The 21,285-nt window shown below is 70.9% G+C and carries 24 protein-coding genes and 1 pseudogene; 10 read left to right on the forward strand and 15 right to left on the reverse strand.

Going from position 1 to position 21,285, the window contains the following annotated elements; genetic code table 11:
* Window positions 1-517 precede the first annotated feature (517 nt).
* Window positions 518-643, forward strand: coding sequence for a hypothetical protein (locus ACFWJX_RS08845; RefSeq protein ID WP_383238930.1), 126 nt, complete (start codon window positions 518-520; stop codon window positions 641-643).
* Between the two features lie 19 nt (window positions 644-662).
* Here ACFWJX_RS08845 and ACFWJX_RS08850 read toward each other — a convergent pair.
* The 4 genes and pseudogenes from ACFWJX_RS08850 to ACFWJX_RS08865 form a co-directional block, all read right to left on the reverse strand.
* Window positions 663-1,222, reverse strand: a pseudogene (locus ACFWJX_RS08850) (GNAT family N-acetyltransferase).
* Between the two features lie 90 nt (window positions 1,223-1,312).
* The gene (locus ACFWJX_RS08855; RefSeq protein ID WP_383238933.1) at window positions 1,313-2,527 is read right to left on the reverse strand and encodes an MFS transporter; all 1,215 of its coding nucleotides are present in this window, start codon (window positions 2,525-2,527) and stop codon (window positions 1,313-1,315) included.
* Window positions 2,528-2,714: 187 nt separating this feature from the next.
* On the reverse strand, window positions 2,715-3,440 hold the full coding sequence (locus tag ACFWJX_RS08860; RefSeq protein WP_383238936.1) for a VOC family protein: 726 nt from the start codon (window positions 3,438-3,440) through the stop codon (window positions 2,715-2,717).
* Window positions 3,441-3,624: 184 nt separating this feature from the next.
* Window positions 3,625-4,242: a TOPRIM nucleotidyl transferase/hydrolase domain-containing protein gene (locus ACFWJX_RS08865; protein WP_383238939.1), complete on the reverse strand. Its 618-nt coding sequence runs from the start codon at window positions 4,240-4,242 to the stop codon at window positions 3,625-3,627.
* A 669-nt stretch (window positions 4,243-4,911) separates the two neighbouring features.
* Here ACFWJX_RS08865 and ACFWJX_RS08870 point away from each other — a divergent pair.
* From ACFWJX_RS08870 to ACFWJX_RS08880, 3 genes are all read left to right on the forward strand, one after another.
* The gene (locus ACFWJX_RS08870; protein ID WP_383238942.1) at window positions 4,912-5,148 is read left to right on the forward strand and encodes a hypothetical protein; all 237 of its coding nucleotides are present in this window, start codon (window positions 4,912-4,914) and stop codon (window positions 5,146-5,148) included.
* 110 nt (window positions 5,149-5,258) lie between these two features.
* Window positions 5,259-5,666, forward strand: a complete 408-nt coding sequence (locus ACFWJX_RS08875; protein WP_383238945.1) for a YciI family protein — start codon at window positions 5,259-5,261, stop codon at window positions 5,664-5,666.
* A 16-nt stretch (window positions 5,667-5,682) separates the two neighbouring features.
* Window positions 5,683-6,828: an RNA polymerase sigma factor gene (locus ACFWJX_RS08880; RefSeq protein WP_383238948.1), complete on the forward strand. Its 1,146-nt coding sequence runs from the start codon at window positions 5,683-5,685 to the stop codon at window positions 6,826-6,828.
* A 51-nt stretch (window positions 6,829-6,879) separates the two neighbouring features.
* Here ACFWJX_RS08880 and ACFWJX_RS08885 read toward each other — a convergent pair whose 3' ends face one another.
* Window positions 6,880-7,692 carry a TetR/AcrR family transcriptional regulator gene (locus tag ACFWJX_RS08885; RefSeq protein ID WP_383238951.1) on the reverse strand — a complete coding sequence of 271 codons (813 nt, stop codon included), beginning with the start codon at window positions 7,690-7,692 and terminating at the stop codon, window positions 6,880-6,882.
* Window positions 7,693-7,842: 150 nt separating this feature from the next.
* Between ACFWJX_RS08885 and ACFWJX_RS08890 the strand changes: the two genes are divergently transcribed.
* Window positions 7,843-8,583, forward strand: a complete 741-nt coding sequence (locus ACFWJX_RS08890) for an SDR family oxidoreductase (protein WP_383238954.1) — start codon at window positions 7,843-7,845, stop codon at window positions 8,581-8,583.
* Between the two features lie 126 nt (window positions 8,584-8,709).
* Here ACFWJX_RS08890 and ACFWJX_RS08895 read toward each other — a convergent pair whose 3' ends face one another.
* The 5 genes from ACFWJX_RS08895 to ACFWJX_RS08915 all read right to left on the reverse strand — a co-directional run bounded on the left by ACFWJX_RS08895 (window position 8,710) and on the right by ACFWJX_RS08915 (window position 11,617).
* Window positions 8,710-9,582: an amidohydrolase family protein gene (locus ACFWJX_RS08895; RefSeq protein ID WP_383238957.1), complete on the reverse strand. Its 873-nt coding sequence runs from the start codon at window positions 9,580-9,582 to the stop codon at window positions 8,710-8,712.
* Between the two features lie 164 nt (window positions 9,583-9,746).
* Window positions 9,747-9,956 carry a hypothetical protein gene (locus tag ACFWJX_RS08900; RefSeq protein WP_383238960.1) on the reverse strand — a complete coding sequence of 70 codons (210 nt, stop codon included), beginning with the start codon at window positions 9,954-9,956 and terminating at the stop codon, window positions 9,747-9,749.
* A gap of 99 nt (window positions 9,957-10,055) precedes the next feature.
* Window positions 10,056-10,502, reverse strand: a complete 447-nt coding sequence (locus ACFWJX_RS08905) for a MerR family transcriptional regulator (protein ID WP_383238963.1) — start codon at window positions 10,500-10,502, stop codon at window positions 10,056-10,058.
* The gene (locus ACFWJX_RS08910) at window positions 10,499-10,837 is read right to left on the reverse strand and encodes a hypothetical protein (protein ID WP_383238966.1); all 339 of its coding nucleotides are present in this window, start codon (window positions 10,835-10,837) and stop codon (window positions 10,499-10,501) included. Before ACFWJX_RS08910 ends, ACFWJX_RS08905 begins: the two co-directional genes overlap by 4 nt.
* Window positions 10,838-11,224: 387 nt before the next feature.
* Entirely contained in the window at window positions 11,225-11,617 is a 393-nt protein-coding gene (locus ACFWJX_RS08915) for a DUF2267 domain-containing protein (RefSeq protein WP_383238969.1), read from the reverse strand.
* Between the two features lie 169 nt (window positions 11,618-11,786).
* On the opposite strand from ACFWJX_RS08915, the gene polX reads away from it, so the two are divergent.
* Together polX and ACFWJX_RS08925 are read left to right on the forward strand one after the other, a co-directional pair.
* A complete protein-coding gene (polX, locus tag ACFWJX_RS08920; protein WP_383238972.1) occupies window positions 11,787-13,541 on the forward strand; it encodes a DNA polymerase/3'-5' exonuclease PolX in 1,755 nt (584 codons plus the stop codon).
* A gap of 98 nt (window positions 13,542-13,639) precedes the next feature.
* Entirely contained in the window at window positions 13,640-14,065 is a 426-nt protein-coding gene (locus ACFWJX_RS08925) for a CBS domain-containing protein (protein WP_383238975.1), read from the forward strand.
* 95 nt (window positions 14,066-14,160) lie between these two features.
* Here ACFWJX_RS08925 and ACFWJX_RS08930 read toward each other — a convergent pair whose 3' ends face one another.
* Together ACFWJX_RS08930 and ACFWJX_RS08935 are read right to left on the reverse strand one after the other, a co-directional pair.
* A complete protein-coding gene (locus ACFWJX_RS08930) occupies window positions 14,161-14,547 on the reverse strand; it encodes a DUF2267 domain-containing protein (protein WP_383238978.1) in 387 nt (128 codons plus the stop codon).
* Window positions 14,544-14,903 carry a PCC domain-containing protein gene (locus ACFWJX_RS08935; protein WP_383238981.1) on the reverse strand — a complete coding sequence of 120 codons (360 nt, stop codon included), beginning with the start codon at window positions 14,901-14,903 and terminating at the stop codon, window positions 14,544-14,546. Before ACFWJX_RS08935 ends, ACFWJX_RS08930 begins: the two co-directional genes overlap by 4 nt.
* Window positions 14,904-15,198: 295 nt before the next feature.
* Here ACFWJX_RS08935 and ACFWJX_RS08940 point away from each other — a divergent pair, with 295 nt between their 5' ends.
* Entirely contained in the window at window positions 15,199-15,615 is a 417-nt protein-coding gene (locus tag ACFWJX_RS08940) for an SseB family protein (RefSeq protein WP_383238984.1), read from the forward strand.
* A gap of 24 nt (window positions 15,616-15,639) precedes the next feature.
* Here the strand turns inward: ACFWJX_RS08940 and ACFWJX_RS08945 are convergent, their stop codons facing one another.
* The gene (locus ACFWJX_RS08945) at window positions 15,640-16,515 is read right to left on the reverse strand and encodes an LLM class flavin-dependent oxidoreductase (protein ID WP_383238987.1); all 876 of its coding nucleotides are present in this window, start codon (window positions 16,513-16,515) and stop codon (window positions 15,640-15,642) included.
* Window positions 16,516-16,626: 111 nt separating this feature from the next.
* A complete protein-coding gene (locus ACFWJX_RS08950) occupies window positions 16,627-17,646 on the reverse strand; it encodes an aldo/keto reductase (protein ID WP_383238991.1) in 1,020 nt (339 codons plus the stop codon).
* 158 nt (window positions 17,647-17,804) lie between these two features.
* Here ACFWJX_RS08950 and ACFWJX_RS08955 point away from each other — a divergent pair, with 158 nt between their 5' ends.
* A complete protein-coding gene (locus tag ACFWJX_RS08955) occupies window positions 17,805-18,401 on the forward strand; it encodes a TetR/AcrR family transcriptional regulator (protein WP_383238994.1) in 597 nt (198 codons plus the stop codon).
* A gap of 324 nt (window positions 18,402-18,725) precedes the next feature.
* Complete coding sequence (locus ACFWJX_RS08960; protein WP_383238997.1) at window positions 18,726-19,961, forward strand: right-handed parallel beta-helix repeat-containing protein; 1,236 nt, start codon at window positions 18,726-18,728, stop codon at window positions 19,959-19,961.
* Window positions 19,962-20,236: 275 nt separating this feature from the next.
* Here the strand turns inward: ACFWJX_RS08960 and ACFWJX_RS08965 are convergent, their stop codons facing one another.
* On the reverse strand, window positions 20,237-21,283 hold the full coding sequence (locus tag ACFWJX_RS08965) for an SPFH domain-containing protein (RefSeq protein ID WP_383239000.1): 1,047 nt from the start codon (window positions 21,281-21,283) through the stop codon (window positions 20,237-20,239).
* Window positions 21,284-21,285: the final 2 nt, after the last annotated feature.

The following is a 21,285-nucleotide window of genomic DNA, read 5'->3' on the forward strand; positions in this document are numbered from 1 at the left end:
CACAGGTCCACGGCGGGGGGATCGGTGAGTTCGAGCCCTACGAGGTGGTCGCGGGCGCTCGGGTATCAGTCCGTCGGCATCGGCCGTCCCCCGGTACTGCGTCGTCCCGGTGCCCTCGACCGTCTCGGTCCCGGTCAGCCGCAGGTCCTTGGCCCCGGTCAGGAGCGTGGACCGCAGGACAAGGGCTTCAGCCGGCGGCGCGGCGCCGGTTGCGAGGCTGATGGAGAACCCCGACCGCATCCTGCCGCTCCAGGCCGGGACCGTCCCCTGCGGCAGTCCCGGTTTGCGGGAAGCCGTCCGCATGGCGTCGGCCGTGGTCTGCCCAGTCGCCTTCCGGGAGGCGACTGGGCCGGGCTCCTGGAACCGACCGCCGGAGACGCGCGATGACGACCGGCTCCTCGACACGTGGATTGATCCGTGACCACCTGAGGACGGCCCAACACACCTGCGGAACCGTTCCAATGGGCTCGGAAGACGACCCCGACGCCGCTGTCACCCCTACGGCAGGGTGCACGGTGTGGCCGGACCGCGGGTCGCCGACACCTCGGTCCTTCCGACCGTCCCGCCGCGCGGTCCGGCCGTGATCGCCGTACTCATCGGCGAGTTCATCGCTCACTCGACGCGCCGCGACCACCTCGGCTGAGCCGACGCGGTCAGGAGGACTACGGCCGCGCCGCCGGCCGCCACTCGCGTTCGAGGATCGCGTGCACGACGCTGTCGCGCCAGGCGCCGGCCCTCAGCACGTGTTCGCGGATCACGCCCTCCTCCACCAGGCCGACGGCCCTCATCGTCCTGGCGGAGGCTTCGTTGAGGGGTGACCGGGCTCCCCAGACGCGGTGCAGGTTCAGGTCGTCGAACCCGAGGCCGAGCAGAAGCCGCACCGTCTCAGCTCCGTAGCCCGCTCCCGACCTGTCCGGGCGGAGCGCGAAGCCCATGGTGGCCGCGCGCTGCTGGTGGGGGTCGGTGGCGAGGCGGCCGAACCCGATCAGGTCGTCGGCGGCCCGTGCGACGACGGCCAGCACGCACTCTCGGTGCGGGGCGTCGCTGTGGCAGCGGCGACGGACCGGGTCACGAGGTGCATGACCTGGTCACGGGTGCGTGGTTCGAACGACAGGTGTTCCGTGGCTTGCGGGCTGCCGTACACGGCCAGCACCGAGTCCACGTCGTCGATGGTGAGTTCGCGGAGTTCCAGGCGTGCGCCGGAACCCTTGACCGGGTGCATGCCCGGACTCCACCGACGGTGCGGTGCCGGCCGGCTCGACGAAGATGCGGCAGGTGGGGGTCGGAGGACCATCGATGAACCGCGTCGTCCTCAGGGTCGCACCGCGGTGTCAGGGGCGCGTGAGGGCGGGGCGGAGCGTGTGCCGACGGCAGGGGCGAGGGCGATGGCTACGGCGGTGAAGGCGAGGACGACGATCATGGCGGCGCGAAGGCCGTAGTGATCGCCGAGGAAGCCGAGGCCGGGAGGTCCGACGAGGAACGCGACATAGCCGATCATGGCCACAAGGCTGACGCGGGCCGCTGCGTCGGGACCGGAGTCACCGGCCGCCGAGAGAGCGACGGGGAAACCCAGCGAGGCTCCCACGCCCCAGAACAGCACCGCGACGGCCGCCAGGACGGCGGAGTCGGCGAAGACGACAACGGCGATGCCGAGGGTCGCGGAGATGGCGCTGGCCCGGACGACGGGCGTGCGGCCCAGACGGTCGATGAGGAAGCCGCCGCCGAAGCGGCCGATCGTCATGGCGGCGGCGAAGCCGGCGTAGACGGCGGACCCCAGGGCGGGGTCCACGTCGTGACCGTCGACCATGAGCAGGGGCAGCCAGTCGTTCGCGGCGCCCTCGGCCAGGGCCATGGCCAGGATGACACCACCGATCAGCAGCAGCCGTCGGTCCTTCCACACCCTCACCCGGATCGGCGCGGTGCCGCCCGCGGGCGGCCGGCCCTTGTCCCGGTTCTTTCCCACGGCACCGGGGATGGCGCGGAAGGCGTGGGCCAGCATGGCGGCCGTGACGGCGACGACGGCGGCCAGATGCCACTGCACCGGGACGTCGGCCGCGGTGCACAGGATGCCGAATGCGGCTCCCACGACGGTGCCCAGGCTGAAGAAGCCGTGGAGCGTGGGCAGGACCGTTCGCCCTGTGATCTGTTCGACCTCGGCCCCGTCGACGTTGACCGCGACCTCTCCCCCGCCCATTCCCGCACCGAAGAGGAACAGTCCGGCTGTCACAACGGGCGCGGAGGCGAGCATCGACCCGCCACCGACGACCGCGATGCTGAGGATGACCAGCAGCGTCCCGGCACCCATGACGGGCCGGGTGCCGAACCTGGCCACCAGCGCTCCGGAACTGAGAATGCCGATCATCGAGCCGACCGACAGCCCGAACAGGATGATCCCCATCTGCGCGGTCGATGCGCCGAGTTGGTCTCTGATGTCCGGCGTCCGGGTCACCCAGGAGGAGATCGACAGACCGGGTATCAGGAAGAGGAGGAACAGTGCCGCTCGACGGCGGCGGGTGGCCAGGTCCATTGATGAGATGTTCTTTTCCCGCGAACGCGGCAGGGCGAACACCGCCCCGCGCTGAGTACGTACGAACGTACACGCTGGTGCCGGGCCGGGTAAAAGATCACGGGCAGTCCCGCGATGCACGACGCGACCATGGAAGTGATCGCGAGGTTCGACACCGGCGGACGGTGCCACTCCTCGCCCGTCCGAGTCAGAGTCCGGGAGGCAGCACGCAGAACTCGTGGCCGTCGGGGTCGGCCATCACCACCCAACCGACCTCGCCCTGGCCGATGTCGATCCGCTTCGCCCCGAGGGAGACGAGACGGTCGACCTCCGTCTGCTGATCTCCGTCGGCGGGCGGAGCGATGTCGAAGTGCAGCCGGTTCTTCCCGGTCTTCGTCATGAGCGGCGGACCGCCCCATGTGACCTTGGGACCGCCGTGCGGCGAGCGGATCGCGGTCTCCTGGTCCTGGTCCCAGACCAGCGGCCAGTCCAGCGCTCGGCTCCAGAAGTACCCTTCCTCCTGCGACCCGTCGCACGCGAGCGCACCGATGAATCCGCAGTCCGCGAGGAAGTCGTTGCCCGGCGCGACGACGCAGAACTCGTTGCCTTCCGGGTCGGCGAGCACTACGTGCCCCTCCTCCGGGAGTTGGCCGATGTCGATGTGCCGGGCGCCTAGTTCGAGTGCCTTGGCCACGACCTGCTGCTGGTCCTGAAGGGACCTGCTCGTCAGATCGAAGTGCGTCTGGTTCGGGCCTGTCTTCTGTTCCCGGGTCGGCAGGAACCGCATCCGGAACCCGGTGTCGTCGTTCGGCAGAAGCGCGATGGCGTCATAGGGGTCGTGGGTCGTCTCCCACCCGAGGAAGCCGGCCCAGAAGCGCGCGAGGCGGGATGGGTCGTTCGCGTCGAAGGTGAGCGCGTGAAGGCGAGAGGTCATGTTCGGGCATCTCCGATCTGCCGGCCCGCTGTCTCCCCACCCGTTCGGACGGGCAGCGCAGTTCAGCAGCGAGAAGGCTTTTCGTTCAGGTCGTGGGCGGACGCTGCCGACCCTGCCCAGGCGGCGTGACCCGGTCAACTCATTAACGCCACCGTCGTCATGACAACCGTCCTCCTCCACCGAGTCAGAGGCTGGTGAGGAGGTCGTCGAGCGGGGCCGGTACCTGCTCGGGGTCGAGGGCCTCCACCAGGAGATGGCCGTAGCGGATCTTGCGGCCCTTCTTCGTGCCGAGGAAGCGCCGCAGCTGCTGCTGCCGGGGCCGCCCGTGCTGTGCGGGCTGGTGCAGGAAGGTCTGCCAGGCACGGATGTCGCCCTCGTCCCGGACGACCTCCTCGACCTTTGCCGTGCCCAGCGCGCGGATGAGTTCGTCCTCGAGGTCGCTCACGCACACGTAGAAGTCCCGGCGCGGCGCCCCCGCCCGCTCCAGGCCGCGGTCGTAGAAGGGCTGCTCACGCTCGTCACAGAGTCCGGTCAGGCGCAGGCCGAGGCCGGGCGGCCCGAGGAGGCCGGCATAGCGGCCGACGCTCATCGCCCCGCCCATCGGCACGACGCACACTCCCTCGGCGGCCAGGTCCCGGCCACGCCGTGCGGCCAGCGTCTCGACGGCGGCCAGGTCGCTCGGCCCTTCCAGCAGCACCGCCGTGCTGACCCCTAGTCGCGCGGCCAGGTCACTCGCCACCTCGCCCGGACCGCCGGCCGCCCAGTGGATCACCTCGTCCCGGAACGCCCGCATGTCCGCCATGGAGCGAGTCTCCACCAATGCCGATGTTCGGGCACGGCATTTATCGGCGCCTCCGCGACCTCGACGGTGAGGGACGTGGGTGGTCCGTGCGCTCAGGAAGTGGCTCCATGGGTCCTCGGCGACGGCACATGGTCACGTGCGCTGCACATACGCGGCCCGCCACTCCGGCGACGGGTCCGACCCCAGCTCCGTCCAGTACTCCTGTCCGTCAACGCTCTCCCTCCCCGGACCGTCAAGAACGACCCTCAACGGTTCCATGGATCATCCTGGCAGGGCCCGCTGACAAGCTCCGGCCCTTGCTACCCGGCGGCCCCCGTCACACCGCCTGTCCCGCCCTCGAGGTCACCAGTGGATCGGAACCACCCTCACGAGCGGGGCCACCCACGACTGCCGAAGCCGGTGGGGGCCGGTCAGGCCCGGAGCCGGTCGAGGAAGTCGGCGATCAGCGGGGCGATTTCGGGAAGGTGGTCCTCCAGGGCGAAGTGGCCGGTGGGGAAGAGGTGGAGTTCGGCTCGGGTACGTCGCGCAGGTACGCGCGGGCGCCGGGTTCGGTGAACAAGGGGTCGCCCGTGCCCCAGGTGATCGGCGTGGGCGGACGGTGCTCGCGCAGCCGGGCCTGCCAGTCGGGGCAGGCGGCGAGGTTGCTCCTGTAGTCGTAGCGAAGGCGAGTTGGGCCTGCTTGCGGCCCGGCTGGTCCAGGAAGTGCTGGTCGAGCAGCCAGCCCTCCGGGGCGACCAGAGTGGCGTCGGCGGTGCCGCCCTCGTACTGGGCGCGGGTGGCGGCGAGGGTGAGGAGGCCGAGGATCGTGCTCTCGGCTCCGGGGGTGTCGGCGGTGAGCCGCGGCGCGGACAGCGCCCAGGCGGCGGGCAACGGCGCGGCCAGGAACAGGGCGAAGCCCGGCGGTGACGGGGGCGTCAGAAAAAACTTCGCGCGGCGATGTCGAGAACGCGTGGCCGGCTCCGTCCCCGTGGTGAACGCGACCACAATGGGTCGCACGAATATCGAGGAGAACCACGATGGCCAAGTACCTGCTGCTCAAGCACTACCGCGGCGCCCCGGCTGCGGTCAACGACGTCCCCATGGACCAGTGGACGCCGGAGGAGATCTCGGCCCACATGCAGTACATGCAGGACTTCGCGGCACGGCTCGAGGGGACCGGGGAGTTCGTCGACGGCCAGGCGCTCGCCCCCGAGGGGACGTTCGTCCGGTACGACGGCGAGGGCCGCCCGCCGGTCACCGACGGCCCGTTCGCCGAGACCAAGGACCTCATCGCGGGCTGGATGGTCATCGACGTCGACAGCTACGAGCGCGCCGTCGAGCTGGCCGGGGAGCTGTCGGCCGCCCCCGGCGCGGGCGGGAAGCCGATCCACGAGTGGCTGGAGCTGCGCCCGTTCTACGGCGTGTCGCCCACCATCACGGAGTGATCCAGAGGTGCCGGCAGTGAACGAAGTCCTCCTCCGGAGCCTCACGCCGAGCGTGCTCGGGATCCTCGTCCGCCGCGGAGCCGACTTCGCGGCGGCCGGGGACGCCGTACAGGACGCGCTGGTCGAGGCGGTCCGCGTCTGGCCGGCCGACCCGCCGCGGGACCCGAAGGGCTGGCTGGTCACCGTCGCCTGGCGCCGGTTCCTCGACGCGACCAGGGCGGACGCCGCCCGGCGCCGGCGTGAGGACCGCGTCGACGAGGAGCCGGCCCCCGGGCCGGCTCCCGCGGTGGACGACACGCTCCAGCTCTACTTCCTGTGCGCCCACCCGTCGCTGACGCCGTCGTCCGCGGTCGCGCTCACGCTGCGCGCCGTCGGCGGGCTCACCACCCGCCAGATCGCCCAGGCCTACCTGGTGCCCGAGGCGACCATGGCGCAGCGGATCAGCCGGGCCAAGCGCACCGTCTCCGGCGTCCGGTTCGACCAGCCCGGCGATGTCGCCACCGTGCTGCGCGTCCTCTACCTGGTCTTCAACGAGGGCTACTCCGGCGACGTCGATCTCGCCGCCGAGGCCATCCGGCTCACCCGGCAGCTCGCGGCCTCGATCGACCACCCCGAGGTGGCGGGGCTGCTCGCCCTCATGCTGCTGCACCACGCCCGGCGGGCCGCCCGGACCGCGCCCGACGGCAGCCTGGTGCCGCTCGCCGAGCAGGACCGCGGCCGGTGGGACACCGGGGCGATCGCCGAGGGCGTCGAGATCCTCCAGGCGGCCCTCGCCCGCGACCGGCTGGGCGAGTTCCAGGCCCAGGCCGCCGTCGCGGCACTGCATGCCGACGCGCCGACCGCCGAGGAGACCGACTGGGTGCAGATCGTCGAGTGGTACGACGAGCTGGCGCGCCTGACCGACAGCCCGGTCGTCCGCCTCAACCGCGCGGTGGCCGTCGGCGAGGCCGACGGACCACGCGCCGGGCTGGCGGCGCTGGCGGCGCTGGACGACTCGCTGCCCCGCCACACCGCGGTGGCGGCATACCTCCACGAGCGCGAAGGCGACCTGGCGACGGCGGCACGGCTGTACGCCGAGGCGGCCCGAAAGGCCCCCAACCTCGCCGAACGCGGCCACCTGACACGCCAGGCCGCCCGGCTCAACGCCCGACTGCCGCGCTGACGAGGCCCGTGGGTCGCCCTGACGGCCCATGGCTCGCCGATGGCCGGGACGCTACACGGACCCCGCGCCGGGCTCGGCGGTACCGGCGTCGGCTCCGGCACCCTCGGCCGGACCGGCGTCGGACTCCGCACCGTCCTCGGCGGCGATGCGCTCCAGCCACTCGCCGAGCAATGTGCGTTCGCCGGCGGTCAGGGACCGTATTCCGTCGCCGATCAGGGACTTGAGGGCGACGGCGTGCACGGTCGCGGGGTGGGCTCCGGTGCCGGTCCGGGCGACGACGTCGTCGTCGGGGGCGAGCACCGAGTCCAGGACGGCTTCCCGGACGTTCCCGGAGAGACCTTCGTAGTGTGAGAGCCGGCCGTCGGCCTGCGCGGCGATGAGGGTGAGCGTCACCCCCATGCCCGCGGAGTGGATCATCGTGGCCGCCGACTCGACGCCCGTCCGCAGCCGACCGGCCTTGGCCACCCGCTCGACGATGCCCAGCAGCACATGGTGGGCGTCACCGGTGACGGCGAACTGCTGGCCGGGCCGCGGTTCGGTGTACAGCAGCCTGTAGAGCGCGGGATTGGCCAGTCCGAACGCCACATGCATGTCCCAGCCGTTCCGCAGCTGCGCCACGGGGTCGCCGTCCTCGCCCTGGGACTGCTTGGCGGCCAGATAGGTCGCGTATCCCCGCCGGGCCACCTCGTCGAGCAGTCCCTGCATGTCGCCGAAGTGGCGGTAGATGGTCTGCGCCTGCACACCGGCGGCCGCGCTGACGGCGCGCGTGGACACCGCGTCTCGTCCGCCCTCGGCCAGCAGGACCGTCGCGGCCCGCAGGATCCGCTCGCGGGGATGGGTTGTCATCGTCTCGACCGTCGCCATGCATCGATGCTAACACTTGCACCACATCGCTGATGTGTTAGCGTTGATGTGTCAGCACGGTTAGCGGCGATGCAGCAACCTCGCCGCGCGACCCGACATCGAGTGCCCCGAGCCATCTGGGCCGGAACACCTCCCGAGGGACGGATCACCATGACCGACAACTCCACCACCCGCGTCGCCCTGGTCACCGGCGGCTCCGGCGGCATCGGCCGCGCCGTCGCCGAGCGCCTCGCCAAGGACGGCATCGCCGTCGGCGTCCACTACGCGGGCAACAAGACCCGCGCCGACGACACGGTCGACGCGATCACCGCGGCAGGCGGCCGGGCGATCGCGGTCGGCGGTGACGTCGCCGACGAGAACGCCGTGGCGGAGGCGTTCGACGCCGTGGAGCGCGAGTTCGGCGGCATCGACGTCGTCGTCAACACGGCGGGCATCATGCTGCTCTCGCCGATCGCCACCCTGGACCTGGACGACCTGGACAGGATGCACCGGACCAACATCCGCGGCACCTTCGTGGTCTCCCAGCAGGCGGCCCGGCGGATCCGCGCCGGCGGTGCCGTCATCAACTTCTCGACCTCGGTCACCCGCCTGCGGTTCCCGGCCTACGGCGCCTACGCGGCGAGCAAGGCCGCGGTCGAGGCCATGACCCTCGTCCTGGCCCGCGAACTGCGCGGCAAGGACATCACCGTCAACGCCGTGGCCCCCGGCCCCACCGCCACGTCCCTGTTCCTGGAAGGCAAGGACCAGGCCACCATCGACAACCTGTCCAAGGCGGCACCGCTCGAGCGCCTGGGCACGCCCGAGGACATCGCCGAGACCGTCGCGTTCCTCGCGGGCCCCGCGCGCTGGATCAACGGACAGGTCCTGTACGCCAACGGCGGCCTGGCCTGACCACCTGGGCGCGGCCTCCTCCCCTTCCCTCCCGGCACCCGTCCCGCCTCCCGCCGCGCCCGTCCTCCCGCCCTGCCGGGAACCGATCCCCCAGGAGCAGCACCCCACACGTCGTCGCGCCGCCGCCTACAGCCCGAAGAGCCGCGCCCCGTTCTCGTGACAGACACCGCGCAACCACTCATCACCCAGCCCTAGCCGCTCAAGGGCTTCGAGCTGATGGACGTAGGGATAGGGGATGTTGGGGAAGTCGGACCCGAGCAGAATGCGATCGCCCAGGTCGGCGAGCCGGCCGAGTTCCGTCGCCGGGAAAGGGCTGAGGCGCTCGCTGAAATCCGTGAACACCATGGTCGTGTCGAGGCGCACCTCGTCGTAGCGCTCGGCCAGGTCCAGGAAGTCGGTGTACTCCGGCATCCCCATGTGCGCCACGACCAGGGGCAGGCGCGGATGCCGGGCGAGGAGCCGCCCCACCGGCTCCGGCCCGGTGTGTTTGCCCGGCGCGGGGCCAGAACCGCAGTGCATGACCACGGGCACCCTCGCCTCGGCCAGCATCCCCCACACCGGATCGAGCAGTTCGTGCGTCGGGTCGTACGCCCCCACCTGCACATGGGCCTTGAACACCCGGGCCCCCGCCTCGACCGCCACCCGCACATACTCGGCCACGCCCTCCTCGGGATAGAGCGTGGCCGTGTGCAGACAGTCGGGCGTGCGTGCCGCGAAGTCGGCGGCCCATTCGTTCAGCCAGGGCGCCATGCCGGCCTTGTGCGGATAGAGCATGGCGGTGAACGCGCGCACCCCGAACTGCCGTAGCAGCGCGACCCGTTCGTCCTCCTCGTGCCGATAGGTGATGCCCCACTCGATGCCGGTCATCGGGCCGACCGCGTCGAAGTACGCCCATACCTTGCGCAGGACCCGTTCCGGCATGAAGTGCGTGTGTACGTCGATGAGTCCGGGCACCCCGATACGCCGCCGGAACCGCTCGAGAGCCTCGACTTCACCCACAGGTCCGATTCCTCTCGACGTCACGGCACACGGGGTCATCGCTCGGGCAAGGGCCCGTTTCTGAGAGGACTCAAGGTAACCGCGATCGCCTCGACGAGGGCGAGCAGTTCTCCGGCGGCTTCATGGCCGCCGCGACGAACACAGGGCAACGGAAGGAACAACGGTCAGGACGGCGCACCCTGCCCGCCGCTCGCGCCGCTGATCTCCGGCGGCACGGCGGACGCCGCGCAGCGGCACCCGTCCCCATGCGCGATCTTCGGTGAGCGGGAGCAGCGGCGGCGGCCGAACCACCAGGTTCCGGCGGCGAGCACGGCCAGAACGACAGCGAGGGCGGGCGGCCGGCCCGCCACCGCCCCGGCGCCGGTGCCGACCATGCCACGCCCGCCGTGATCAGGAGGGGCAGCGCACACCACGCCACGCAGGCGGGCGCGGCCAGGCTCCCGAGGGCCTTGGGGTCAGGTCCGCAGCGGGGTTCAGCGGGAGGGTCCGGCATGGCGGTTCCCCTCGGCGAGGTCGGTGAAGGGGATGGGGCAGCGGGAGCTGGACGCGCAGACGGTGAGGTCGTCGCACCCGGCTTCGACGGCGGCGGTCAGAGCGGTGCGGATGGTGGTCAGGTCGGCGATCTTCGCGTCGACCTCGGCGAGTTTGGCCTCGGCACGCGCCTGGAGCCCTGCCACGGGGCGGCCGTGGCGGTGACGGCCGGCCTCCAGCAGCTCGGCCACCTCCTCCAGCGTGAACCCGAGCCGCTGCGCGGCCTTGATCACTCGCAGCGCGGTGATCGCGCCCTCCCCGTAGAGGCGGTGACCGCCGTTGCTGCGCTCCGGCTCGGCGAGCAGGCCACGCCGCTCGTAGTAGCGAAGGGTCTGGATGTTCACCCCGGCCGCTTCCGCGACCTGCCCGCTGCGCAGGCCCGCACTCACCGCTGCTCCCCCGGGTCAGCCGCCCGCGCGGCCAGGGCGTCCAGGACCGCCTCGTGCGCCAGGTCCACCGAGACGTCCAGACGGACCAGGCCGTCGCCGGTGACGGTGGTCGTGAAAGTGAAGAACGAGCAGCATCCGCCCTCGCGCTCCGCCAGGTCCCGGACCCTGTCCTCCACGCCCGCGCCGCCGGCCAGGCCGAGACGCAGACCGAGCGGCCGCGGCCGGGACAGCGAGGTCAGCCGCTCGGCGAACAGTGCGTCCCACTCGGCGACCCGCAGGGGCCGCTCCCTGGTGGGCAGCGTGCAGGACCGTGGCGCCCAGCCTGGATCGTTCATCGCGCTCACTCCCGTCGTCATGCCCCCGGCCGGGGACACTTCCGACGGTAGACCTGTACCTGGGTACTGGTTGCAACGTCCGGCGCGCGAGGACCTGCGGCGGACCCGTCACGGGCAGCTGGGGCGGAGAAGCCCGTGCATCAGTTTTCGACCTGGCTGCGCCAGCGCGTGTCCGGCCCGACTGCCGCACCCGCCTGGGCGGCACGCGGCCTACGACTTGGGCGGAGGTGAAGCAGCGCACGTCGGGTGTTGTCACGGCCCCCTGAGACGACACCCGCTCTCTGTCCGCGCCCCCGTGTCCGGCGCGGCGTTGAGATCACCGGCGACGACCGTGGGTGGCCTCCGGCCCGGCCCGACCCGCGCCCGGCGGGGCGGGCCGGGCGTGGGTCAGTCCGCGAGGTCTGGCTTGCCGAACAGGAGGGCGTAGCTGGAGGGGAGCTGGCTGATGACCTGGTTGAGTTCTCCGCCGGAGACCGCGTCGGCCACGGTGCTCAGCACGGCGCTGGCGTCCCACTGGGCGGTACGGGGCCGGGCTCCGGTCCGCTCGGCCACCCGGCGGTAGAACTCCTCGATGCCGAAGTTCTCCGCCTGCTCACGCTCCACGGCGGTCAGTGCCTGCCCGAACGGGGCCGGCAGCTGTGAGGCGAGATCCTTCACCTCCCCGGGGCTGATCCGTTCCGACAGAACGTCCAGGACCTGCTCGGTGATCTGCCGGGCTTCGTCCTGGCTGTGGTACTCGCCGCGCTCGCGCACCCGGGCGAGGAATGCGTCGCGCTTCATGGTCACCTCGCTTCTCCGTACCGTGCCCGGCACGGGCTCTGCTGACGGCCCTGGACCCGGGTACCCAGGCAGTCTGCGCGGTCACGGGCACGGCGACGGGACCGCGAGACGGCGGGGCGCATCGGCCCGGCCGGGGTTTGACCGCCGGTTGGCTGCCTACCCTGGAGGTGTGGCTCGGTCCAACGACGAGGTCGCCGCGCTGTTCCAGGAGTACGCGGACCTGATCTCGATCACCGGCGGGGACGCGTTCAAGGCGCGCGTCCACGAGAAGGCCGCCCGCGCGATCGGCGGTCACCACGCCGCTGTCGACAAGCTCGACGCGAAGGGCCTCCAGGAGATCGCGGGCGTCGGGAAGTCGATCGCCGAGAAGGTCGTCGAGTACTTCCGCGAGGGCAGCGTGTCCGCTGTGGAGGAGCTGCGGGCGAAGATCCCGGCCGGTGTCCGGCAGCTGACCGCCATCCCCACGCTGGGCCCGAAGAAGGCGCTGGTGCTCCACGAGGAGCTGGGGATCTCCTCCGTCGAGGAGCTGGCCGACGCCATCCACGCGGAGCGGCTGCGCGATCTCAAGGGCTTCGGGCCGAGGACGGAGGAGAACATCCTCCACGGCATCGAACTCCTGCAGTCCTCCGGGGACCGCGTCCTGCTCGACGTGGCCCTCGATCTCGCCGAGGACACCGTCGCCGCACTGTCCAAGGTGACCGGCTGCCGACGGTGCGCGCACGCCGGGTCGCTGCGCCGCTTCCGGGAGACGATCGGTGACATCGACGTCCTGGTCGCGGCGGACACGCCGACGCCCCTCATGCGCGCGTTCACCGAGCTGCCGTACGTCACGGAGGTCATCGCCCACGGAAAGAAGAAGACGTCGGTACGCACCGACAGGGGGCCGTCGATCGATCTGCGGGTGGTGCCGCCGGACTCGTGGGGTGCCGCCCTGCTGTACTTCACCGGCTCCAAGGCGCACAACATCCGTGTCCGCGAGATCGCCGTGCACCAGGGACTGAAGCTCTCCGAGTACGGGCTGTTCGACGCCGAGAGCGGCGAGAAGATCGTCTCCGCCACGGAGGATGACGTGTACGCCCGGCTCGGCCTGCCGTGGATCGAGCCCACGCTGCGCGAGGACCGCGGCGAGATCGAGGCCGGGCAGCGCGATGAACTGCCCGACCTGGTCACGGAGTCCGACGTCCGGGGCGACCTGCACACCCACAGCGACCTCACCGACGGCCTCGCCCCGCTGGAGGACATGGTGCGGGCGGCGGCGGAGCGCGGCTACGCCTACTACGCCATCACCGACCACGGACCGGACCTGTACATGCAGCGCATGACCGACGAGCGCATGCTGGCGCAGCGCGACCAAGTGCGGTCGCTGGACCGGAAGTTCGGCAAGCGGGGCGGCATGCGGTTGCTGCACGGCGCGGAGCTGAACATCGCCCCCGACGGCGGCGTGGACTGGCCCGGCGACTTCCTGGCCGGCTTCGACCTGTGCGTGGCCTCGGTGCACTCGCACTTCGACCAGGGCCGCGAGGCGCTGACCCGGCGCATCGTCCGGGCCTGCGAGAACCCGTACGTGAACGTCATCGGCCACCCCACCACACGCGTCCTCGGCAAGCGGCCGGGCATCGACGCCGACCTCGACGAGATCTTCGCCGCCTGTGCCCGCACCGGCACCGCCCTGGAGGTCAACGCCCACCCGGACCGGCTCGACCTGCGCGACGAGGACATCCTGCGGGCCAGGCGGCACGGCGTGAAGTTCGCCGTCGACAGCGACGCCCACTCCATCCTCCACCTGGCCCACATGCGGTACGGCGTGGGTACGGCGCAGCGCGGCTGGCTCACCAAGGAGGACGTGATCAACACCTGGCCGTACACCCGGCTGCGACGCTTCCTGGACAAGGGCGGCCTACGCGATCGGCACTCCGCGGCGTGACCGGACCGCCACTGCGGCCCCTCCCGCCGGTTTGCCGCCGCCGGTGCGGGTTACGCGGGCGGTGCCATGCGCCGCCGACGCAGAACCCGGAGGTTCTCATGACCAGGCAGGTACGCGACGTGATGTCGCCCGGCACGGCCGCCGTCGAGCCGATGACCACGGTGGCACGCGCCGCCCGCCTCATGCGCGAGCAGGACATCGGCGATGTCCTGGTGACGTACGACTGCGATCTGTTCGGCGTACTCACCGACCGGGACATCGTGGTCCGAGCCGTCGCCGAGGGCCTCGACCCGGCCGAGACGACCGTCGGCACGGTGTGCACCCGCCCGCCGGTGGTGACCCTGGCCCCGGACGACACCACGGATCAAGCGATCGAACTGATGCGGCGGCACGCGGTGCGCCGCCTCCCGGTCGTCGAACACGGCGGCTGCCCGGTCGGCATCGTCAGTCTCGGCGACCTCGCCGTCACCGAGGACCCGCACGCGGCCCTGACGGGCGTCAGCGAGGCCGCCCCGAACCGTTGACGCAGCGACCGGCAGACCCCCGTCACGTCCGGGGTGCCCCGTGGTGGCGTCGCGCGGCTCGTACGTTCCGAGTCATCTCCTCAGCGCATGAGCCGTCAGGTGAGTTCCGTGTGGCCGAGGAGCGCCGCGTAACCGACCGGCAGCTGGCTGAGCAGCCTGTTCAGCTCGCCGCCCGACACCGTGTCGGCGAGGGTGGTCAGCACCACTTCGGCGTGCCGGTGGGCGGTCTCCTCGTCGTCGGCGGCGGCGCGCGCCACCTGGTGGACGAACTCGTGCACGCCCCAGCTCCGTCCGGTGTGCCCCACCCGGGTGACGAACCGGCCGATCCGCAGGGGCAGTTGGCCCGCCAGATGATCGGCCACGGCGGGTTGCAGACGGTCCCCGAGCGTGCTCAGCACAGCCTCGCTGACGCGTGCCGCCTCGGCGTTGTCGGCGTACCCGCCCTGCTCCCGCACGGCGGCCAGGAATTCCGTGTACGTCATGAGTCGCTCCCCGGTGCCGCTCCGTGCGGCAGGTTGATCAGTGCCAGTCCGAGCTCGGGACGGTGGATCTTCGCCAGTGCCGCCGGACCGTCCCGCACGTCCTCGCCGACGGCGCCGTCCCCCAGCAGCGACAGCACCTCGCACCGCTCGTCGGCCACTGTCCGCCGGTAGTCCTTCGCGGCACGGTCGAACCAGCCCACGGTGGCCTGCGGGAACGCGCCGACAGCGGTTGCCTGGGACACCCCCGGGGACTGGGCGCGGGCGAATCCGGTGAGTTCGGCGACAGCCTCCTCGTCCGGATCCAGGACCACCACGTGGACCGCCGCCGGAGAGTCCTGCCCCTGCTGCCACTTCATGCGCGCCCGCGTACCCGTGCCCGATGGCGTCAACCGCCGTACGGCCGCGGCGACGGCCCGCCTCGTTGACCGGGAACCCTTGCCCCGCGCCCACCGACGGCGAGACGGAGATCAGCCGTCGGAGCCCCTGACGGAGTCCGTCCGCCCTCGGCACCAGCCGATTTCCGTCGTGTACGGGGACGCCGCATGGGCGGATCCAGCCACGGGTACCGGAAAGGTGATGGCACGCGCCGCCTGGCGCATCCGGCACCGGGCGGTCCGGGCAGCCCGGCTGGGGCCACGATGGGGTGAAGCGATGCGCGACGACAGCATCCCCGACGAACTGCTCGTGGCGGCCGCCCAGGAAGCACTGCGCGACCTCAACCGCACGCCCGACAACCGGGCCGTGCTGGACACGCTGGTCGCCTGCGACATTCTGGTTCCTGAGCCGGTCGAGTTCGTCGCCCGCCATTCCCCGGAGGACGGCCGGCTGACCCTCCCGGTCATCGACGATCCCCCGCAACCCCATACGGTTCCCGTCTTCACGTCGGTGGAGCGCATGCTCCAGACGCTCCCCGACGTACGCCTCGGCCATCAGGTGCAGCTAGGCCTGCTGGCAGCCAACTGGCCCACCGACGAGGAACTGGCGCTCGCCATCGACCTCGGCCACCCCGACGCCGTGATCTTCGCCGGCCAGGACGTGCACAACCTGCTCGTACCGCCCTGGCGGTGACCCGGCCCGATCCGACGCGAGACCCTAGGCCCACGTGCTGATCAGCTCGTCCGTCACCCACCGGGCCACGTCGGCGGGATACGGCGCCGGCAGCCCGAGGACGATGTGCCGGAAGCCCGCGTCGATCGCCTCGCCGACGGCGCCCCGGGTGACGCCGGGCCGGTCGTAGGAGACGGGGAGATGGATCGAGCGGGTGACCGAGGCGGGGTCGCGTCCCATCTCGGTGCAGTAGCGGTCCAGCAGTGCGCTGCGGCGGACGACGTCGTCGATGTCGCCGCCGGGAATGTTCCACACGTCGGCGTGTGCGGCGGCCACGCGCAGCGTCGCGGACGAGCGTCCGCCGATGAGGATCGGTGGGTGCGGGCGCTGGACCGGTTTGGGGTTGCCGAACGCTCCGGTGAGCTGGTGGTGGGTGCCGTGGAAGTCGAAAGGTTTCTCCTCGGTCCACAGCCGCCGGATCACCGTGCACGCTTCGTCGAGGCTTGCCACGGCGTGCGCGGCGTCGTGGAAGGGCAGACCGTGTGCGTCGTACTCGCGCCGGGCGAGGGGGTGGCCGGGTCGTGAGCCGGCACCGATGCCGAACTCGAGCCGTCCGCCGGAGACGATGTCGACGGTCGTGGCGATCTTGGCCAGCATCGCGGGCGGCCGGAACCGGTTACTGGTCACCAGCACGCCGAGCCGCAGTCGTCGGGTGTGGGCGGCAAGGGCGGAGAGCAGCGTCCAGCCCTCGTAGGCCGGTCCGTACGGGTCGCCGCCGATCGGCATGAGGTGGTCGAACAGCCAGGCGTGCTCGATCTCCGGGATCGCGTCCGCCTCGCGCCAGACCCGAAGGACGTCGTGGTAGTCGACCTGCGAAGGCGCGGTCATGATCCCGAAACTGGGCCGGGGTGTGTGCGGCATGGAGTGATCGGTCCTTTCGACGCGGGTGGCACCGGCTCGAGGTGTGCTGCCGAGAATCAGGAGGAAAACGCTTGCGGAGAGGTGCGGAGGCGGCCGCTGCGGCTTCGGGGATCAGCGGCGCCGCAGAGCCGGATCGAGCAGCGCGGGAGGGGTGTCGAACTTCTCGTGAGCCGCCAGGTCGGTGCCGGGAGCGACGACGGCATCGATCGCGTCGAGAACGTCCGCGGAGAGCACGGTGTCGGCGGCGGCCAGTTGTGCGTGCAGGTGGTCCATCGTGCGGGGACCGATGAGGGCGCTGGTCACGGCGGGATGCGCGGTCACGAAGCCGAGCGCGAGCTGGATCATGGTCAGGCCGGCCTCGTCGGCGACCTGTGCCAGCTGTTCGACGGCGTCGAGCCTGGCCCGGTTGGCGGGGACGGTGATGTCGAAGCGTTGCGGCATGAACGTCGAGCGGCTGGTGCTGATCTCCCGGTCCGCACGGACCGCGCCCGACAGCCAGCCCGAGGCCAGCGGGCTCCACACCAGCACGCCGAGCCCGTACTGCTCGGTCACGGGCAGAACGTGGGTCTCGATCCCGCGTTGGAGGATGGAGTAGCTGGGCTGTTCGGTGACGTAACGGCCCAGGTGATGCTCGCGGGAGGCCCACTGCGCCTGCACGATGCGGTAGGCCGGAAACGTCGAGGAACCGAAATAGCGGATCTTTCCCGCACGCTGGAGGTCGGTCAACGCCGACAGGGTCTCCTCGTCGCCGGTGCTCGGGTCCCAGCGGTGCATCTGGTAGAGATCGACGTGCTCGACTCCGAGACGGCGCAGGCTGTCGTCCAGCGCGGTGACCAGCCAGCGGCGCGAACTGCCTTGATGGTTACGCTCGTCGCCCATCGGCATGGTGGCCTTCGTCGCCAGCACGATGTCCTCGCGGCGGCCGGCGATGGCCTTGCCGACCATTTCCTCGGACTCGCCGTCGCTGTACATGTCGGCGGTGTCGATGAGGTTGATCCCGGCATCGAGGGCGGCTTCGACGATGGCGGTGGCCTCGTCCTGGGTGGTGCGTCCGATGGTGCCGAAGTTCATCGCGCCGAGCGCGAGGGAGCTGACCTGTACACCGGTGCGGCCCAGGGTGCGGTACTGCATGACCGTGTCTCCTCCATGGACGGGTGAAGCGTGGGGCGATGCGTGGCTTGGTGGCCGGTCCCGGCTCTGACATCATGAGTAAACGGAACCTCGTTCCGGAACAGACGATACGGAACGATGTTCCGCTTTGCAAGGTCGGTAGCGGAAGGAGCCGCGCGGTGAGTGACAGCGACGAGCGCGCAAGCGCAGGAGAAACGGCCCAGTCCAAGCGGAAGGACGCGCGGCGCAACAAGGAAAGCCTTCTCGACGCGGCCGCCGCCGTCTTCGTCACGTCAGGCGTGGAAGCGCCGGTCCGCGACATCGCGGCCCGAGCCGGCGTCGGACTGGGCACGATCTACCGCCACTTCCCGACGCGAGCGGACCTCATCATCGCCGTCTACCGGCACCAGGTCGACGCCTGCGCCGAGGCCGGACCGGCCCTGCTGGCGGCCGGCCCGACCCCTCATGCCGCTCTCGGGCAGTGGATCAACCTCTTCGTCGATTTCCTGGTCACCAAGCACGGACTCGCCGCCGTGCTCCAGTCCGACAACACCGGCTTCGACACGCTGCACGCCTACTTCCTCGACCGCCTCGTACCCGTGTGCGGACAACTGCTCGAAGCCGCGGCCGTCGCCGGCGAGATCCGCTCGGACCTGGAGGCCTACGAACTGATGCGCGGCGTCGGAAACCTCTGCATCGGCGCGGAAAGCGATTCCCGCTACGACGCACGCCGACTGGTCGACGTCCTCGTCGCAGGCCTACGCCGACCGAACTGACCACCATCCAGCGGCCGTTGACGCTGTCCGGGGTATCGAACGCCACCTTCCAGTGGCCCGCACCAGGAGCGGTGCGGGCGCCTACCCGCCGAGCGGCGTCCCGCCGCCGTCGTCTCCTTTTTTCGCCGCCTTGGCACCACCCGGCATCCCTGGCTCGGCACCACCCCGGCAAGGTCATACCGAGGCCGCGACCACTCTCCGGAGTTCATGTAGGCGAACGTGGATCACGTACACATCTATTGACGCGCACGTAGCGCGACTCCTACCGTCACCCGGAAAGCGCTTTCCCGTCGCCCGTGCAGAGCCGCATCCTGGAGACGTACCATGCGCCCGAAACGCGTCACCCTGTCGACCGGCCTCTCCGGCCTCCTGGCCGGCTTCCTGCTCCTGCCCTCTGCGGGCGGCGCGCACGCCGCACCGGCGCCGCCGCCGCACCCGGTCGCGGGCAGCGGTCAACTCCTGGCGGCCGACCTGTACGTGGCGGCCACCGGCAACGACAGCAACCCAGGGACACTCACCGCCCCGTTGAAGACGATCCAGCGCGCGGTCGACCTGGCGCAGGCGGGCACCACGATCCAGATCCGTGGCGGAACCTACGCGCCGAGCACCAACATCCAGCTCCTCAAGAGCGGCACGGCCGACCAGCCCATCACCCTGCGCAACTACAACAACGAGCGCGTCGTCATCGACGGCGAGAACATGCCGTACACGCCGGGGGCGGTCGGCTCGAGCATTCCCCGCTCCGGACGCGGCGCCGTCCACATCGAGGGGGAGCACTGGCGGTTGACCGGCCTGGAGATCATCCACGGCCCCTACGGCGTGTTCGGCGTGGACACCAGCTCCAACGTCTTCGACCGTCTCGTCACCCGTGACAACTATGAGTCCGGTTTCCACCTCCAGGGCGCCTCCGGCAACAACCAGATCCTCAACCTGGACAGTTACGGCAACCGTGATCCGCGCAAGAACGGTGAGAGCGCCGACGGTCTGGCCATCAAGGAAGGCTCGGGCAGCGGCAACGTGCTGCGCGGCGCCCGGCTGTGGAACAACGCGGACGACGGCCTGGACTTCTGGATGTTCGACAACTCGCCCATTCTCGTGGAGAGCACCCTCGCCTGGGGCAACGGGTTCAACCGCTGGAGCCTGCCCGACTACCAGGGAGACGGCAACGGCTTCAAGATGGGCGGCAACGGCGTGGCCGCCAACCACACCGTGCGCAACAGCATGGCCTGGGACAACTCCGCCGGCGGCTTCGTCGACAACAACAACCCGGGCGCGATGAAGATCGAACGCTGCACCGCGTGGGACAACGGGAAGACCGGGTTCACCTTCAACCGGTCCTCCAGCACCCTGACGAAGAACCTCGCGGTGGCCAACGGCACCGAAGCCTCACTGGGCTCCACCTCCACCGGCAGCGGCAACTCCTGGGATCTCGGGGGCACGTGGTCACTCACCAGTACGAATCCGAGCACGATCACCGGCGCCAGGACAGCCGCCGGCGCCATCCCCTCCTCCACATTCCTGCGCCCCGGCAACGGCGCGGACGTCGGTGCCCGGTTCTGAGCGGCACTCTCTAGCGGTTCAGCCCGTTTCCGTCGGAGCCGCAGGGCTCCACGGCCAGTCGCACGTGACCCGGCCGCGAAGAAGGCGGGGACGGGCCCCTGCGTCTCAACTACCGCCCTGGAATCGCCGGTTGGGTGGCGGGCAAGCGCTGTTCGCCCGGCGGTCTCCTCGCGCGGTCCGACGCGCGAGCACGTCCACCCCACCACCGCACAGTCGGCCCGGCAACACGTACCGGCCGCCCCACGCGCGTGGCCCCACGCGCGTGGGGCGGTCGATCACCCGCTTCCGGAGCCTCGGTCGTCCGGAAGCGCCCTCGGGGTGACGGCGTCGGCCTTGGCCGCGTCGGCGAGGGCCTCGGCAGCCGCTTCCGCGGCCTGCGCGGCGTCGCTGGCGGCCTGGGCCGCCCCGTCGTCCGAGGGCTTCTCGCGCGTGGCCGGCGACTGCGGCAGCACCTCGCTGAACGCCCGTGACACATCCGCGAGTGCGGAGGTGATCTCGCTCGGGATCACCCAGAAGTTGTTGCCCGGCCCCTGCGCGAGCTGGGGCAGCGCCTGAAGGTACTGGTAGGCGAGCAGCTTGGGGTCGGGATCGTTGCGGTGCACGGCCTGGAACACCTCGTCGATGGCCCGGGACTGCCCTTCGGCCTGGAGGATCGCGGCCGTCCGGTTGCCCTCAGCGCGCAGGACAGCGGCCTGCTTGTCGCCTTCGGCGGTGAGGATCTGCGACTGACGTTGCCCTTCGGCCCCGAGGATCGCGGCCCGCTTGTCCCGCTCGGCCCGCATCTGCTTCTGCATCGCGTCCTTGATGGACTGGGGCGGGTCGATGGCCTTGATCTCCACCCGGTTGACCCGGAGACCCCATTTGCCCGTGGCCTCGTCGAGCACGCCACGGAGCTGGCTGTTGATGGTGTCGCGTGAGGTGAGCGTCTTTTCCAGATCCATGGATCCCACCACGTTGCGCAAAGTGGTGACGGTGAGCTGTTCGACCGCCTGGAGGAAGCTGGCGATCTCGTAGAAAGCCGCTCGCGGATCGGTGACCTGGAAATACAGCACGGTGTCGATCTCGACGACCAGATTGTCCTCGGTGATCACCGGCTGCGGTTTGAAGGAGACGACCTGTTCCCGGAGGTCGATCACCGGATATACGCGGTCGATGAAAGGGATCACGAGGCTGAGGCCGGGTTTCAGTGTCCGATGGTAACGGCCGAGCCGTTCGACGTTGCGAGCACGCGCCTGGGGCACGATGCGCACTGCCCGCACCACGGTGAAGACCGCGATCAGCGCGACGATCAGGCCGGCGATGAGGAACGCCGAAGCTTCCATGG

This window comes from Streptomyces sp. NPDC058335 (assembly GCF_042723915.1).
Taxonomy (GTDB): domain Bacteria; phylum Actinomycetota; class Actinomycetes; order Streptomycetales; family Streptomycetaceae; genus Streptomyces.

Bases quoted from the DNA above. Each gene is read 5' to 3' on its own strand.
- ACFWJX_RS08855 (WP_383238933.1), bottom strand. From the start codon at position 2,527: ATGGACCTGGCCACCCGCCGCCGTCGAGCGGCACTGTTCCTCCTCTTC.
- ACFWJX_RS08860 (WP_383238936.1), bottom strand. From the start codon at position 3,440: ATGACCTCTCGCCTTCACGCGCTCACCTTCGACGCGAACGACCCATCC.
- ACFWJX_RS08865 (WP_383238939.1), bottom strand. From the start codon at position 4,242: ATGGCGGACATGCGGGCGTTCCGGGACGAGGTGATCCACTGGGCGGCC.
- ACFWJX_RS08875 (WP_383238945.1), top strand. From the start codon at position 5,259: ATGGCCAAGTACCTGCTGCTCAAGCACTACCGCGGCGCCCCGGCTGCG.
- ACFWJX_RS08885 (WP_383238951.1), bottom strand. From the start codon at position 7,692: ATGGCGACGGTCGAGACGATGACAACCCATCCCCGCGAGCGGATCCTG.
- ACFWJX_RS08890 (WP_383238954.1), top strand. From the start codon at position 7,843: ATGACCGACAACTCCACCACCCGCGTCGCCCTGGTCACCGGCGGCTCC.
- ACFWJX_RS08900 (WP_383238960.1), bottom strand. From the start codon at position 9,956: ATGGTCGGCACCGGCGCCGGGGCGGTGGCGGGCCGGCCGCCCGCCCTC.
- ACFWJX_RS08910 (WP_383238966.1), bottom strand. From the start codon at position 10,837: ATGAACGATCCAGGCTGGGCGCCACGGTCCTGCACGCTGCCCACCAGG.
- ACFWJX_RS08915 (WP_383238969.1), bottom strand. From the start codon at position 11,617: ATGAAGCGCGACGCATTCCTCGCCCGGGTGCGCGAGCGCGGCGAGTAC.
- ACFWJX_RS08925 (WP_383238975.1), top strand. From the start codon at position 13,640: ATGACCAGGCAGGTACGCGACGTGATGTCGCCCGGCACGGCCGCCGTC.
- ACFWJX_RS08930 (WP_383238978.1), bottom strand. From the start codon at position 14,547: ATGACGTACACGGAATTCCTGGCCGCCGTGCGGGAGCAGGGCGGGTAC.
- ACFWJX_RS08935 (WP_383238981.1), bottom strand. From the start codon at position 14,903: ATGAAGTGGCAGCAGGGGCAGGACTCTCCGGCGGCGGTCCACGTGGTG.
- ACFWJX_RS08940 (WP_383238984.1), top strand. From the start codon at position 15,199: ATGCGCGACGACAGCATCCCCGACGAACTGCTCGTGGCGGCCGCCCAG.
- ACFWJX_RS08945 (WP_383238987.1), bottom strand. From the start codon at position 16,515: ATGCCGCACACACCCCGGCCCAGTTTCGGGATCATGACCGCGCCTTCG.
- ACFWJX_RS08950 (WP_383238991.1), bottom strand. From the start codon at position 17,646: ATGCAGTACCGCACCCTGGGCCGCACCGGTGTACAGGTCAGCTCCCTC.
- ACFWJX_RS08960 (WP_383238997.1), top strand. From the start codon at position 18,726: ATGCGCCCGAAACGCGTCACCCTGTCGACCGGCCTCTCCGGCCTCCTG.
- ACFWJX_RS08965 (WP_383239000.1), bottom strand. From the start codon at position 21,283: ATGGAAGCTTCGGCGTTCCTCATCGCCGGCCTGATCGTCGCGCTGATC.